The sequence below is a fragment of the Streptomyces aurantiacus genome, assembly GCF_027107535.1.
Classification (GTDB): Bacteria; Actinomycetota; Actinomycetes; order Streptomycetales; family Streptomycetaceae; genus Streptomyces.
Genome location: NZ_CP114283.1, coordinates 5,392,186 through 5,405,702, shown reverse-complemented (window position 1 = coordinate 5,405,702; position 13,517 = coordinate 5,392,186). Strand labels below are relative to the sequence as shown.

The window sequence follows — 13,517 nt, the reverse complement described above, 5'->3', positions numbered from 1 at the left end:
CCGGAATTCCGCGTGCGCTGACTCGGCCCTTCAGCGGCAACACGCACATCCATTCATCCACATAGCACTGCTGCTGACCATTGAGGATGGGTCTCGGGTGGCGGGTCTCGGGTGGCGATGGTGGGTGATCCCTGCGGTATGCCAGTGCTGTGCGGTATGAGGACGGCGACGGGCAACCACACGGGTCACCCGCGATGCCGTGGACCGTCCGGCGGGGCTGGGTGCCGGGACGTAGGTTGGTCCCGATGGTTCCGTCACCTGACTGCGCATCAAGCCGGGCAGGTCCGCTCAACGACACTGCCCCGACCCCAGACCGAGCGTCCAAGAACGGTCACGTGAAACGCGGCCGCGCGGAGACCATCACGTGGAGGAGCGGGGGCGGTGCTGATCGCGCCAGGCCCGAGGCGAGAGTCCGTATGCCTGTTTGAACACCTTGCTGAAGTGGGTCGCGTCCACGAAGCCCCACCTTCGTCCTATCGCTGCGATGGTCCGCAGCCGACCGTTCGGGCCGGCCAGCTCTCGCTTGCATTCGGCCAGGCGGTGTGTACGGATCCAGTCTCCGAGGCTGATGCCCGAGCGGGACAGGACCGCGTAGAGGTGACGTACGGAGATGTCGTGTGCGGCGGCTATCCGTGCCGCCGACAGATCGGGATCCGCCAGGTGCTTCCGGATGTAGTGAGTGATCCGCAGGCTGAGTGTCGCCTCCAACGGGTCTTTGGCCAGGCTGGAGTTGCCGTGCTGGGACGTGAGGACGGCACGGAGGAGTTCGATGCTGGGTTCCACGACGGCGTTCGCGTGCACACCCTGGTGCAATGCGTCGCTGACGGCCAGTTGGGAGAAGTAGGTGAAAGCGAGGCGTGCAACGGGGTTGTCGGATCCCAGCGGGACCGCGGTGACGTCTCGTAACAACCGGTCGGGGAGCGCGAGTGCCGCACGGGGAAAACGGATGAAGCGGTAGTCGACTCCTTCGTCGAAAAGGTGTGTGTAGGGAGAGATCGATTCGTAGACGGCCAAGTCTCCCTGCCTCAGCAGGCACTCGCGACCGTTCTGCACCACCAGGCTGCTGCCCGTCATCTGAACACCGAGAGTGACGGCCGGTTCCTCGTCCACCCGGGCGAGCCGCTCCGTCCGACGGATCGTGACCGAGGTCGCCCTCGCCGAACAGATCCTGATGGGCCCCACGGTGCCGAGGCCTATGCGAACGCGGATGTCCTCAGCTGCAGGACGGTGGTCGATATCGACTGCCACCATGGATTCCCACACCGCGTTGCGGACCACTTCCTTCCGGTCCTGCGGCGGTATGAACGTGGTGTCCAGGACCGGGCTCATGAGGCAGCCCCTCGTCCGCGTCGGTCACAGAGCCGGTCTGGCGGTACCTCGGCCCGATCCCTCACAAGTCCCCCTCGACACGGACGGCTCCCGGCATCAGTCTCGCGGGAATTGATCCCGCTGTGCAACGGCTTCGACGGGCACACGCAGGGCCCGCCCTTGCCTGATGCGGCGCCAACTTGCAGTGGTGCACCACCGGCAAAGTTTCCTGCAACGGATGACAAAGTCCGAAGCGCACGATGCTCCTCAGGCAAAGGTCCACGGGCGAGGCCAGAGAAAGGGGAGTCGCATGCGCGCCATTTCGCAGAGGCTGCAGGTTCTGCCCACACCCCCATGGCTCGGCCTCATTCCGTATCGGCCGTCACTGCGAACCGGGGTCCTGCCCCCTGCAGAATCGGCCATCGCCCGCTAGTGTCCTGCGCCAGTAGTTGATCGTTAGTTGGTGTGTGACTTCTACTGCTGGTGCGTCAGTTCCTCGTCGGGGCCCCAAGTTGGAGCCGTTGCTGCTGTCCGCGGAGGAGCGGGCGGAGCTGGAGCGGTGGACGCGTCGGGCGACATCGGCCCAGGCCCTGGCCCTGCGAGCGCGGATTGTCCTGGCGTGTGCGGGGCCGGAAGTACCGCCGATCGTCGTGGTCGCCCGGGAGCTTCGGGTGGCCGCGGACACGGTCCGCAAGTGGCGGCGGCGCTTTCTCGCCGAGCGGCTGGACGGGCTGGTCGACGAGCCCAGGCCGGGCCGGCCGCCCACCATCAGCGTCGATCAGGTGGAGGCGGTGGTGGTCACCACGCTGGAACAGCTGCCGAAGAACGCCACCCACTGGTCCAGGAAATCGATGGCCCAGCACAGCGGCCTGTCGAAGTCGACCGTGGGCCGGATCTGGCGGCAGTTCCAGCTCAGGCCGCATCTGGCGGACACCTTCAAGCTGTCGACGGACCCGCTGTTCGTGGAGAAGGTCTACGACGTCGTGGGCCTGTACTTCAACCCTCCTGAGGGTGCGGTGGTGCTCTCGGTGGACGAGAAGTCGCAGATCCAGGCCCTGGACCGGTCCCAGCCGGTGCTGCCGATAATGCCGGGCATGCCCGAGCGGCGCACCCACGACTACGTCCGCAACGGCCTGACCACCTTGTTCGCCGCGTTCGACGTCGCCACGGGTGAGGTCATCACTGCCCTGCACCGCCGGCACCGGGCCGCGGAGTTCAAGAAGTTCCTGATCCGGATCGACAAAGAGGTGCCCGCACACCTGCAGGTCCATCTGATCGTGGACAACTACGGCACCCACAAGACCCCTGCGATCAAAGCCTGGCTGGCCAAACACCCGCGGTTCGAGCTGCACTTCACCCCGACCGGCTCCTCCTGGATCAACCAGGTCGAGCGGTGGTTCGGCTACCTGGCCCACCAGATGATCCGCCGCGGCGCACACAAGAACATCCAGGCCCTGGAAGCCGACATCCGGGCCTGGGTCAAGGACTGGAACGAAGACCCCAAGCCGTTCATCTGGACCAAGACAGCCGAAGAGATCCTCGACTCCCTCGCCCGCTTCTGCCGACGGATCTCTGGCGCAGGACACTAGCAGTCTTTCCGCCGACGGCGAGCAACGTTTCAGCAGGTCAGCGTCTGGGAACGCCTGAACACACGCGCGGCGCCTCGGAGCCGCTCGGACGTCCGGACGTCCGGCAAGGACATGCGTTGGTGCAGTGTGCGGGCCGCGACGTCGGCCATTCCAGGACCGCGTGGTCGTACGGCTGCCCGACGTTGCTGAGGACCTGCGCGGACTCGGCCCGGACTTTCTGCTGTACCACAGGGTTGATCGACAGGTAGTGCAGCGCCCAGGCCGCGGTCGCCGCGGTGGTGTCCTCGCCTGCGACCAGCATGTTGAGGAGGGTGCCGACCGCGACCTCCTCAGCGATGTGCTCGGCAGAGGCGCCTGAGAGGCGCCAGTCGGTGACGCCTTCCCCGCGTTACTTACCGGTCGGCGGCCTGTGGGGCGGGCATCAGCGCCTGCCAGATGGCGCTCGGGTTGCCGTTGTTCGCCGCCTGGAACTCCTGCCAGTACCAGTCCTGGCCCAGCAGTTGCTTGGCGCGCGGGATGGCCGTGCCGTCCGGGCCGGAGTAGTAGCGGACCTTGGCGGGCTTGTCGTTGGTGACGGCTTCGTAGATGACGTCGGCGGTCAGGCGGGGGTGGGAGCGGATGACGTTGGCGGAGAAGAAGGCGTTGATGGATGCGTGGTAGGCCTCCGGTGTCTCCTGCGCCTGGTCGATCTTGTCGAAGATACGGGTGTCCATGTTGCCGGGCAGCACGGTCTTCACGGTGATGCCGAACTCGGCGAGTTCGAGGCTGAGCCCTTCACTCAGGGCGACGACGGCTGCCTTGGAGGCCGCGTAGACGGAGGTGTAGGGGTAGCCCTGGTCGGCACTGATGGAACCGATGTTGACGATGACGCCGGAGCCCTGAGCGCGGAAGTGCGGGATGAACGCCTTGTTCAGGGCGACGAGGCCGAAGACGTTGGTCTGGAACTGGCGGTGGACCTGGTCCATGGTCGTGCCCTCGAGGGGCCCCGCCTGGTAGTAGCCGGCGTTGTTGACCAGCGCGTCGACACGGCCGAACTGCTTCACGGCGAGGTCGGCGAAAGCGAGATCGGCCTGTTCGTCGTCGACGTCCAGGAGCAGGGTGCGCACGTTCGGCAGTCCTTCGTGGGCGGTCAGGTCGCTGTCCTTGCGGACGGTGGCGACGACGTTCCAGCCATCGGCCGCGAACCGCTCAACGGACAGTTTGCCGAAGCCGCTGGACGTACCGGTGATGACGATGGTGCGGGACATGAGTCCTCCATGTAGGTAACTGGTTACTTACTTGAGGGTGCAGGGAAGGGTCCGCGATTGTCAAGTAGGTAGTTACTTACATAGGCTGTCCGCATGGCACGCAACGCAGAGGAAACCCGGCGCAAGCTCTTCGACGCATCCGTCGCCGAGTTCGCCGCCCACGGCATCGCCGGTGCCCGGGTGGACCGGATCACCGCCACGGCCGGAGTGAACAACGCCCTGCTCTACCGCTACTTCGGCAACAAGAGCGAGCTGTTCGACACCGTCTACGGCACCTTGGCCACCCGCCTGGTCGAAGCGATCCCCTTCACTCCCGACGCCCTGCCCGCCTACGCGGGCGCGCTGGCCGACTACTACGCCCAGCACCCCGAAGTCCTCCGACTCACCGCATGGCACCGGCTCGAATCAGGCGACCGCCACCTTCCGGAGGCGATCCGGACGTCACAGCAGGACAAGATCGCCCAGATCGAGGCGGCCCAGGCCGACAACAGACTCACCACCACCTACGCCGCCGCGGACCTCCTCACCATGATTCTCAGCCTGGCGCAGCTGGCCACCGATGTGGCGCCGCCCCTCCCCGAGTCAATGGACCGGACCACGCTCGCTGAGCGCAAGCACACCGTCGTCACTGCCGTGACAGCCCTGCTGGCGGGCTGAGCAGAGACCCTGTTGCATCGCCACGGCGTGTCCGGATCACCGTGTCCGGATCACCTGTCCGGCAAGGAGGACGGTCATGACACCCGGTATCCATGCCGCCCACTCTGTGACCGACGCCCGACGCCCGACGCCCGACGCCCGACGTCCGACGTCCGGCCCGCTGGGTCGCCGATCTGCGTTATGAGGACCACCCCGACAGGTCATGGAGCGAGCGCAGCTGCTCCTGTCGGACCAGCTCGGACTGAGGCTGCGCGGCGCCCCACTGTCAACGTCGCCCGTCCGGTGGCTGGCCGCGGCCGTACCCGACCCGGCTGCGGCTCTGCTCGTCCTCGCGCACCTGCGCTGCGGTGACACCTGTGCCCGCCGCGCGGCGGGTTTCCGCATCGGGATCGTGACGGTCTATCGCTGATGCCTCTGCGGGTCAGATGGGGGTGTTCTCGCCGGGGATGAAGGGATCTCCGTCGCCGGGTACGACCAGGGCGGGCTTGAGGGTGAGGTGTGCCCTCCGTGCCGGGGGCTTGTGGGTGCGCGAAACCGCGCCCCGGCGCGGGTCTCGTGAACCGTCGGCGGGGTGCGGGTGGCCGAACTCAGTTGGGGGTGGTCTGGGTGCGGCGGGCGTAGGCGCGGGCTGCGCGGGCGCGGTCACCGCAGCGGACCGAGCACCAGTGGCGTCGTCCGGCGCGCAGCAGGTAGCGGTTGCAGGGGGTGGAGGGGCAGGCCGTCAGTCGTTCTGCGTCGGGTCCGGTGAGCAGGTCGGCTGCGTCGGCGGCGAGGATGCCGAGGGCTTGGTCGACGATCTGGTCGATGGGGTGCGGGGCGGTGCGGTGCATACCTCGGACCGGGTCCCAGCCGAGTGGGGCGGCGGTGGGGACCCTGGTGAGGGCGTCGTTGACGGCGGCCAGCGCGGTGGCGGGAGCGGGATGTCCGCCGACCTGCGCGGCGAGTAGGGCGCGTACCTGTTCGCGCAGGGAGCGCAGGCGTGCCGCGCAGATCTCCTGCAGACCGGCGTCCGCGGGGGCCAGGTTGTGGTCGACCAGCCATTGGCTGGCGCCGGAGGGCGTGCCCAACGCGTCGAGGAACTGGCCGCCGGGCAGGGCGATGGCGCTGTTGGCGAGGTCGAGCGCGGGGTAGTGCTCGGCGCCCGGCGCCGGCGGCAGCCCTGCGTCGACAGTGCCGACGGTGGCGGCGGTGTCAGTCTCACTCACGCATCTCACGTTACAGCTTGCCTTCTTCCGTGACAAACGCCTATGGTCACGGATGTAAGCCAATCTATCCGTGAGGTGATCTCGTCATGACAGTTACCGACGCGTCCAGCCAACAGGTCCCCGTCCGCGTTTTCGGCGGTCCGACCGCACTCATCGAGTACGGCGGGCTGCGGTTCCTGACCGACCCGACCTTCGACGGACCCGGCACCTACCCCTCAGGGCTGGCCAAGACCGCGCCCGCTTCCGCCGCGCCCGCCGACCTGGGCCGCATCGATGTGGTGCTCCTGTCGCACGACGAGCACGACGACAACCTCGATGCCTCGGGCCGCACCCTGCTCGCCGACGTACCCCTGACCCTGACCACCCCCAGCGGCGCGGGGCGACTGGGCGGTACCGCACGCCCCCTGAAGGACTGGGAGTCCATCGAGCTCGACCGCCCCGGCGGCGGCACGGTCACCGTCACCGGCGTTCCGGCCCTGCACGGTCCCGGGGCTCGCGAGGACCTCGAACCGGTCGTCGGCGAGGTCGTCGGTTTCGTCCTGTGCGGTGACGGCCTGCCCACCGTCTACGTCAGTGGCGACAACGCCCAGCTCCCGCTGGTCCGCGAGATCGCCGACCGCTTCGGCCCGGTGGACACCGCTGTCCTGTTCGCCGGCGCGGTCCGCACCCCCGTGCTGGACCGCGCACTGCTCACCCTCGACAGCGCTCAGGCCGCCGAGGCCGCCCGCATCCTGGGCGCCCGCCGGATCGTGCCTGTCCACTTCGACAGCTGGGCTCACTTCACCGAGGGCCGCGAGCAGCTAGTGGACGCCTTCACCACCGCCGGACTGATCGACCGCGTGGAACTGGCCTGACTCCGTACGCCCCGGCCGCTGCGGTGCGTCACAAGCGCACACAGCGGCCTCTCTCCTGCCCCGGCCCGGCCCATCCCGCACCGTGCTGGCGCGCCCTAGAAGGAATCCACCGTGAACGACCCGATCAAGGGCACGGCCCGCGGATCTGCTCCTGCGCCGCTGTCCGTCCTCGACACGGCCCTGGCCGGCCGTGGCATCGGCGCCGCCGACGCCCTGTCCGGCAGCATCGCCCTTGCTGAACTCGCCGAGAGGAGCGGTTTCACCCGCTACTGGGTGACCGAGCACCACTCCATGCCCGGCCTGCCCTCCTTCAGTCCCGCCGTCCTGCTGGCCCGGCTGACCGCCCACACCACGCGGCTGCGGCTCGGGTCGGGCGGAGTGATGCCGCCCAACCTCCCCCTCTGATCGTCGCCGAGCAGTACGGCCTGCTCCACGCCCTCGCCCCGAACTGGATCGACCTCGGCCTGGGCCGTTCTCCCGGTACCAAACCAGGCCGCGGCCGCAGCCCTGCGCCACCACGCCGAGCAGGCTCCCACCGAGGCATACCCAGCGCTGGAACGGCTGCGCGGTGAAGGCGTCGTCAAGGCGATCGGCATCGGAGTGAACCAGTGCGCGCTCCCCGCCCGCTTCCTGCGCGAGACCGAGCGCAGTCCCTGCGGGTGCCGTCTCGGCGGATGTGCGGTGGCTTACCGGGCGAAGTCGAGGCGGTCGGCCAGACCGGCCGCCAAGAACGCGGCCTCGATCTCCTTGCGGCCCTCCTGGAAGTGGGCCCAGCTGTCGTAGTGAGCGGGGACGACCCGGCGCGCACCGAGAACCCTGGCGGCCTCGGCGCCCAGGGCGCTGTCCAGGGTGAGCAGGGCACCGTCGAAGGCGAAGGGCATGCGGGCGCCGCCGAGGAAGAGGACCGCGGTGTCCACCGGGGCGAACTTCTCGGCGATCTCCTTGACGTGCTCCAGGTTGGCGTTGTCGCCGCTGACGTAGACCGAGGGCAGGTCGTGGGAGGTGAGCATGAAGCCGACGACGTCACCGGTAATCGGCTCGCAGCCCTCGGGGCCGTGCCGGGCGGGAAGGCCGGTGACGGTGATGGTGCCGCCGTCGGGCCGTCGGAGCTCGGCGGTCTCCCAGAAGGCGAGGCCGTGAGCGTTGCCTCCGAGGCGGCCGGCGCCGCTTTCGGTCGTGAAGACGACGGGGACCTTGGGCAGGAAGGCGCGGCCGGCGTCGTCGAGGTTGTCTTCGTGCGTGTCATGGGACAGCAGGACGGCGTCGACGGTGCCGAGGTCGGCGGCGGTGACGGGGGAGGGGTCGGTCTTCACGAGCTTGTGGTCGCCGGGGAGCGGCATGGGGTACTCGCCCGGGGCATCGAAGGTCGGATCGGTGACGAACCTCAGCCCGCCGTACTCGATGAGAGTGGTGGGGCCGCCGTAGACGTGGACGGGGGTCTTCTCGCTGGTGGCGCTGGGCATTCGGGATCCTTCCGGTTGCGGACGCTTAGGTTCTTGGCGGTACCGCCAGACTGTGCGGCGGACCGGTGCCGGACCTGTCACAGGGCCGGCACGCCGGCGACCGACGCGCGGTGGGGCCGCCCGCCGCCCGCGGGGCGTGTTACGGGGCGGGTGAGGAGAACACGCCGAAGTGGTGGCCCGCGCTGTCCTCCAGGCGCGCGAAGGTGAGGCCGGCGGCGTCGGTGATCGGCGTCATGAGCACCTTCCCGCCCAGTTCTTCGGCGCGCTGGACGGTCGCGGCGACGTCCTTGACGAGGACGTAGAAGACCGCGTAGTCGGGGAACCTCCCCTCCGATTCCCACACGCCGCCGGTGGGCTGCTGGGCGCCCGGCGTGACGACGGCGTGGTAGTTGACGCCGGGGGTGTTGCTGTTGAGCTGGAAGGTCCAGTCGAACAGCTGGCCGTAGAACTCCTTGACCGCTTCCGGCTGGCCGGTGCCGATCTCGAACCAGGCGACGGAGTTGAAGGCGGGACCGGACATCTGACTCTCCTTGGTGACGTTCAATGGGACATATCGGTAATCTCCGCACGATGCGGCCGGGGGATCGGCAGGTGCCTGTCGAAGTTGCCGTGACTCAGACTACGTATATACATTCCATGGAAGCAACTTCCATAGATTCATGTTCCATGTATGCTGATCTTGCGGATGCTGGGAGAAATCCACTGTTCCAGAGGCCGAAGACCCTCGGACGACACGCTCAGGAGAGAGCAGCGATGGCGCACGACGAGGCAACGGGCGAGGGCCGACAGGCCGGGGACCCCGGCGCACGAGGTACGGACGCGGCGGATCCGCCGCTGTCCATCCAGGTGCGCGGGGCGAAGGTGCACAACCTGAAGAACGTGGACGTGACGGTGCCCCTGCGCCAACTCGTCGCGGTGGCAGGCGTGTCCGGCTCCGGGAAGTCGTCGCTGGCGATGGGCGTGCTGTACGCGGAGGGTTCACGCCGCTACATCGAGGCGCTGTCCACGTACACCCGCCGACGTATGGCGCAGGCGCCGCGCGCGTCGGTGGACAGCGTCGAGCACGTACCCGCGGCCCTCGCCCTGCGGCAGCGGCCCGGAGTGCCCGGGGTGCGCAGCACCTTCGGCACGTCGACCGAGCTGCTCAACGTCCTGCGACTGCTGTTCTCGCGGCTGGGAGCACACCTGTGCCCCAACGGGCACCGGCAGGCCCCGACGATCGACGTGGCCGCGGGACTGGACCTGACCTGCCCTGTGTGCGAGGTGACGTTCTACCCGCCGGGCGCGGAGTCGCTGGCGTTCAACTCGGACGGCGCATGCCCGCAGTGCACCGGTACCGGCATGGTCCGGGAAGTCGACGAAGCAGCCCTCGTCCCCGATCCGCAACGCACCATCGCTGAGGGGGCGGTGGCCCCGTGGTCGATGTTCGGGCTGACGGTGATGCCACAGGTCGTCGCCGAGTTCGGGGTGCGCACCGACGTGCCGTACGCGGAACTGACCGCACACGAGCGAGAGATCGTCATGCACGGCCCCGCGGAGCAGCGGCACATCAGTGTCCGGTCCAAGAACGGAAAGTTCTTCGAGCTGGACTTCACATACCGCAACGCCCGCCGGGCCGTGGAAGAGGCCCTGAACAAAGCCACCACCGAACGCGGACTGAACCGTGTGAACAGGTTCATCAGCTCCCAGATGTGTCCGGCCTGCCACGGCACCCGGCTCAGCGAGCAGGCCCGCGCCACCCTCGTCGACGGCATCAACCTCGCCGATGCCACGGCCCATACACTCGACGAACTCATCGCCTGGGCCCCGACCCTCGCGGACGCCCTGCCGTCCGAGATGCGCCCGATGGCGCGGAACATCGTGGCCACCCTGCTGGAGACCGCCCGCCGCCTGGTCGAACTCGGCCTCGGCTACCTTGCCCTGGACCGGGCGAGCTCCACCCTGTCAACCGGCGAGCGGCAACGCGTCCAACTGGCCCGCGCCGTACGCAACCAGACCACCGGCGTGCTCTACGTCCTCGACGAACCCTCCATCGGCCTGCACCCTTCGAACGTGGACGGCCTGCTCGGCGTCATGCGCGACCTGCTCCGCGACGGAAACTCCGTGGTCCTCGTCGACCACGACGTCCAAGTCCTGCGCGAAGCCGACTGGCTCATCGAGATCGGCCCCGGCTCCGGCACCGAAGGCGGTACCGTCCTGGCCACCGGCGACGTCATGACTCTCGGCAACAACCCCGACTCCCTGATCGGTGGCTTCCTCACCGGCCGAGAACCCGTCCTCGTCCGCCAGCGGGCCGGCCGCGACACGATGTTCGACCAAGGCCGCATCCACCTCTCCACGCAGCCCCTGCACACCGTGCACGCCCTGGACGTCGACATCCCCCGGGGCCGCCTGACCGCCGTGACCGGCGTGTCCGGATCGGGCAAGACCACACTGATCCTCGAAAGCCTCATCCCCGCGATCCAGGCGAAAGCCGCGGGCAGAGCGCTGCCCGGACATGTGACCGCGGTGGACGCGCAGGCGGTCACCCGGGTGAACACGGTCGACGCCACCCCCATCGGCGTCAACGTCCGCTCCACCGTCGCCACCTACAGCGGCATTCTCGACGACCTGCGCCGCTCGTACGCCGCCACCGACGCGGCCAAGCAGCGGGGGCTCACCGCCGCGGACTTCTCCTACAACACCGGCTCCCTGCGCTGCCCCCGCTGCGAAGGTACCGGGCAGGTCTCCCTGGACGTTCAGTTCCTGCCCGACGTCAACATCGCCTGCCCCGCGTGTGTCGGTACCCGGTACGCCCCCGCAGCCACCGACATCGTCCGCCCGGCCTCCGGAAACCCGGACGAGGGAGTCTCCTTGCCCGAACTGCTCGCCCTCACCGTCAGGCAGGCGATCGAGCAGGTCGGAGACATCCGCCGCGTGAGAACCCGGCTCCAAGCCCTCATCGACCTCGGACTCGGATACCTCACCCTCGGCGAGGACACCCCGGCCCTCTCCGGCGGCGAGGCACAGCGACTGAAGCTCGCCACCGAGCTGACCCGGAACCAGTCCGACACCCTGTTCGTCCTGGACGAACCCAGCGTCGGCCTCCACCCCCTCGACATCCGCACGCTCCTGGACGTCCTCCAGCGACTGGGCGACAACGGCGCCACCGTCATCGTCATCGAGCACGACCTGGACATGATCGCCAACGCCGACTACGTCATCGACATGGGCCCCGGAGGCGGCACCGCCGGCGGCACCATCGTCGCCACGGGAACACCCGACGACCTTGCGCATGATCCGCACAGCGTCACCGCCCACTACCTCAGCGACCACCTGCACCCGACGAGGAAGTAGACCGAGCAGAGCCGAGCCCCGGCTGCCGGACTCGGCCTGTTCGCTTCGTTTGCGACCGCCCCGCAGAGCGGGTTCAGCGGTCCGATGGTGCTGGGTCTGCGCCGCAACGAGGCCGGCTACCTGCAGGGGACTGGCCGTCCTTGCTGCTCAGGTGGAGCGGGGAGCGGGCGGGATTCCCTGCCGGACGGCGAGACGACGGTGCAGCTTGTGGTGCGCCCACCCTGAACGGCTCGGCCGTCCCTGACGACGGGCGACTCGGCCAGGGTTTGGACCGTGCCCTGGTAGTCGGGCGCGTCGACCTCCCGCGGGATCCTCGGCGGACCGGCCCTCGGCCGGTCTGCCGCACCGCCCGGCTCCCCAAGAACCCGAGCTCCAGCAATTGGAAGGTCCCGAATGGCCAGCGCCATCAGCGAGAAGAGATCGCCGAGAGATTCGCTCCCGTCGACACTGCGATCCTCTTCCTCGAGGGCGCCCGTATGGCTTTCGCCTTCGACAACGGTCTGCTCACCCTTGACAGTGCCCAGGGCGCCGAGGCCGCGAGGATCCTCGGCGCACGGCGGGTCGTCCCTGCACACTTCGACAGCTGGGCCCACTTCCAGGAAGGCCGGACCGAAATCGAGGCCGCCTTCACCTTGGCCGGCCTGACCGATCGCCTCGGCTTCGCCCGGTAGCACCAAACTTCAGTCGTTACCCGAGGGCTCGCTGTTGACGGCAACCAAGGGCGCGCGGCTTCACCCGAAGACTGTTTCTGGATGGCCCGCCCGGGGATTTGTCGCTCAAGGCGCGCCGATGCTCACTGGTCGGGCTCCGGCCAAGTCGCCACAAGCGCTCGTCGATCTGGAAAGCGGGCACCGGAGAGCGTCTCCTGGGTGGTTTCACCGTTGAGCCAGCACACTTGCTCGGGGCCGCCGTCGCCGGTGTCGAACAGGCAGCACACTCCGTCGCTGGCGTCGGTGAGGCCGGTGAACGCCTCTCTGACGCGCGCCGACCGCGCGAACATGCGGCTCATCCCCGACGTTGCCGCCCAGAACTCCATCGACGCGTAATGAGGGTGCAGGAAGGACGCGAACCGGATCGTCGCGTAGATGTACCCGATCTGGAGGCGCCCGTCCGCCCCGGGTTGATGGCCGCCCGTCCCCGCGAATTCGCGCAGCGCGTCATCGAGGTCGAACATGAGGGACGTGTCGAGCTCGAGCGTGCTGCTCGTGGAGCAGTCGACCGGCTCGCTCTCGAAGTGGGACGTGAACGGGAGGACGAGCCGGTCACCGCCGGGCAGGGTGACCTCGAGCGGTGGCACGCGAGAGGACGGTGGCGCCAGCTCGGCCAAATTGGCCAGCGCCCTGGCGACGTTTCGGGGACGCAGGTAAATGTCGTAGCCGTAGGTCAGCCCCATTTTCCCCCTCTGCTGGTTCGAACCGCACCCTCTCACGACCCGCCCCTGGGGTGCCTTCCGGTTTCTGCCCAGGGCCCCGCAGTACTGCGGGGCCCTGACGACCGACATCTGGCCGCCCATGGGCACCGTCACGTCGTCGATCACCCACGCCGCCGGAGCGACCAGCGGCGGCATCCGTGGCCCAGATACGCCGCTGCACCGGCACCGGATCTTGGGTGGACTGGTTCACGAACTGCTGCACGTTCTGCTCGTTTCCGTCCGGCCGCCGCGAGGCCATCGCCTGGATCGACTCGCGGCGGCCGTCCAGCATCAGACCCCGCAGATGGCAGTCGCCCTTCGCCCGCTGATCCTCACGCAGCACCGAGGCGAACACATCGGCCGTGGAGAACCCCGACGTCGCCCGTATGCGGTTCGCTTCCTGTGCGTCCACACCCCAACACGCTCTTGATCAGCACCTATAGGAAG

At 68.5% G+C, this 13,517-nt stretch carries 12 protein-coding genes and 3 pseudogenes; 7 read left to right on the top strand and 8 right to left on the bottom strand.

Going from position 1 to position 13,517, the window contains the following annotated elements:
• Positions 1 to 360: 360 nt before the first annotated feature.
• Positions 361 to 1,329, bottom strand: coding sequence for an AraC-like ligand-binding domain-containing protein (locus tag O1Q96_RS26145; RefSeq protein WP_269250466.1), 969 nt, complete (start codon positions 1,327 to 1,329; stop codon positions 361 to 363).
• Positions 1,330 to 1,775: 446 nt separating this feature from the next.
• Here O1Q96_RS26145 and O1Q96_RS26140 point away from each other — a divergent pair, with 446 nt between their 5' ends.
• Positions 1,776 to 2,897, top strand: a complete 1,122-nt coding sequence (locus O1Q96_RS26140) for an IS630 family transposase (RefSeq protein ID WP_269250241.1) — start codon at positions 1,776 to 1,778, stop codon at positions 2,895 to 2,897.
• A 37-nt stretch (positions 2,898 to 2,934) separates the two neighbouring features.
• On the opposite strand, the gene O1Q96_RS26135 is transcribed toward O1Q96_RS26140, so the two are convergent.
• A complete protein-coding gene (locus O1Q96_RS26135) occupies positions 2,935 to 3,234 on the bottom strand; it encodes a cytochrome P450 (RefSeq protein ID WP_269253724.1) in 300 nt (99 codons plus the stop codon).
• Between the two features lie 55 nt (positions 3,235 to 3,289).
• Entirely contained in the window at positions 3,290 to 4,144 is an 855-nt protein-coding gene (locus O1Q96_RS26130) for an SDR family oxidoreductase (RefSeq protein WP_269250465.1), read from the bottom strand.
• Positions 4,145 to 4,237: 93 nt separating this feature from the next.
• Here O1Q96_RS26130 and O1Q96_RS26125 point away from each other — a divergent pair, with 93 nt between their 5' ends.
• Positions 4,238 to 4,801, top strand: a complete 564-nt coding sequence (locus O1Q96_RS26125) for a TetR family transcriptional regulator (RefSeq protein ID WP_269250464.1) — start codon at positions 4,238 to 4,240, stop codon at positions 4,799 to 4,801.
• Between the two features lie 202 nt (positions 4,802 to 5,003).
• Positions 5,004 to 5,210 carry a hypothetical protein gene (locus O1Q96_RS44650; protein ID WP_419586949.1) on the top strand — a complete coding sequence of 69 codons (207 nt, stop codon included), beginning with the start codon at positions 5,004 to 5,006 and terminating at the stop codon, positions 5,208 to 5,210.
• 178 nt (positions 5,211 to 5,388) lie between these two features.
• On the opposite strand, the gene O1Q96_RS26115 is transcribed toward O1Q96_RS44650, so the two are convergent.
• Positions 5,389 to 6,006, bottom strand: coding sequence for a CGNR zinc finger domain-containing protein (locus O1Q96_RS26115; protein ID WP_269250463.1), 618 nt, complete (start codon positions 6,004 to 6,006; stop codon positions 5,389 to 5,391).
• An 86-nt stretch (positions 6,007 to 6,092) separates the two neighbouring features.
• On the opposite strand from O1Q96_RS26115, the gene O1Q96_RS26110 reads away from it, so the two are divergent.
• Positions 6,093 to 6,860 carry an MBL fold metallo-hydrolase gene (locus O1Q96_RS26110; protein ID WP_269250462.1) on the top strand — a complete coding sequence of 256 codons (768 nt, stop codon included), beginning with the start codon at positions 6,093 to 6,095 and terminating at the stop codon, positions 6,858 to 6,860.
• 111 nt (positions 6,861 to 6,971) lie between these two features.
• A pseudogene (locus O1Q96_RS26105) lies at positions 6,972 to 7,505 on the top strand (MsnO8 family LLM class oxidoreductase); the annotation flags it as partial.
• 41 nt (positions 7,506 to 7,546) lie between these two features.
• On the opposite strand, the gene O1Q96_RS26095 reads toward O1Q96_RS26105, so the two are convergent.
• Positions 7,547 to 8,323: an MBL fold metallo-hydrolase gene (locus tag O1Q96_RS26095; RefSeq protein ID WP_269250461.1), complete on the bottom strand. Its 777-nt coding sequence runs from the start codon at positions 8,321 to 8,323 to the stop codon at positions 7,547 to 7,549.
• A gap of 139 nt (positions 8,324 to 8,462) precedes the next feature.
• Positions 8,463 to 8,843: a VOC family protein gene (locus tag O1Q96_RS26090; RefSeq protein ID WP_269250460.1), complete on the bottom strand. Its 381-nt coding sequence runs from the start codon at positions 8,841 to 8,843 to the stop codon at positions 8,463 to 8,465.
• A 233-nt stretch (positions 8,844 to 9,076) separates the two neighbouring features.
• Here O1Q96_RS26090 and O1Q96_RS26085 point away from each other — a divergent pair, with 233 nt between their 5' ends.
• Both O1Q96_RS26085 and O1Q96_RS26080 read left to right on the top strand, forming a co-directional pair.
• The gene (locus tag O1Q96_RS26085) at positions 9,077 to 11,659 is read left to right on the top strand and encodes an excinuclease ABC subunit UvrA (protein WP_269250459.1); all 2,583 of its coding nucleotides are present in this window, start codon (positions 9,077 to 9,079) and stop codon (positions 11,657 to 11,659) included.
• 413 nt (positions 11,660 to 12,072) lie between these two features.
• A pseudogene (locus tag O1Q96_RS26080) lies at positions 12,073 to 12,330 on the top strand (MBL fold metallo-hydrolase); the annotation flags it as partial.
• Positions 12,331 to 12,452: 122 nt separating this feature from the next.
• Here the strand turns inward: O1Q96_RS26080 and O1Q96_RS26075 are convergent.
• Both O1Q96_RS26075 and O1Q96_RS26070 read right to left on the bottom strand, forming a co-directional pair.
• The gene (locus O1Q96_RS26075; RefSeq protein ID WP_269253723.1) at positions 12,453 to 13,052 is read right to left on the bottom strand and encodes a hypothetical protein; all 600 of its coding nucleotides are present in this window, start codon (positions 13,050 to 13,052) and stop codon (positions 12,453 to 12,455) included.
• 63 nt (positions 13,053 to 13,115) lie between these two features.
• Positions 13,116 to 13,482: pseudogene (locus O1Q96_RS26070) on the bottom strand (transposase); the annotation flags it as partial.
• Positions 13,483 to 13,517: the final 35 nt, after the last annotated feature.

What these genes read in the sequence shown, in the direction of transcription:
- O1Q96_RS26145 (WP_269250466.1), bottom strand. Translation starts at nt 1,329, where the DNA reads ATGAGCCCGGTCCTGGACACCACGTTCATACCGCCGCAGGACCGGAAG.
- O1Q96_RS26130 (WP_269250465.1), bottom strand. Translation starts at nt 4,144, where the DNA reads ATGTCCCGCACCATCGTCATCACCGGTACGTCCAGCGGCTTCGGCAAA.
- O1Q96_RS26125 (WP_269250464.1), top strand. Translation starts at nt 4,238, where the DNA reads ATGGCACGCAACGCAGAGGAAACCCGGCGCAAGCTCTTCGACGCATCC.
- O1Q96_RS44650 (WP_419586949.1), top strand. Translation starts at nt 5,004, where the DNA reads ATGGAGCGAGCGCAGCTGCTCCTGTCGGACCAGCTCGGACTGAGGCTG.
- O1Q96_RS26110 (WP_269250462.1), top strand. Translation starts at nt 6,093, where the DNA reads ATGACAGTTACCGACGCGTCCAGCCAACAGGTCCCCGTCCGCGTTTTC.
- O1Q96_RS26095 (WP_269250461.1), bottom strand. Translation starts at nt 8,323, where the DNA reads ATGCCCAGCGCCACCAGCGAGAAGACCCCCGTCCACGTCTACGGCGGC.
- O1Q96_RS26090 (WP_269250460.1), bottom strand. Translation starts at nt 8,843, where the DNA reads ATGTCCGGTCCCGCCTTCAACTCCGTCGCCTGGTTCGAGATCGGCACC.
- O1Q96_RS26085 (WP_269250459.1), top strand. Translation starts at nt 9,077, where the DNA reads ATGGCGCACGACGAGGCAACGGGCGAGGGCCGACAGGCCGGGGACCCC.
- O1Q96_RS26075 (WP_269253723.1), bottom strand. Translation starts at nt 13,052, where the DNA reads ATGGGGCTGACCTACGGCTACGACATTTACCTGCGTCCCCGAAACGTC.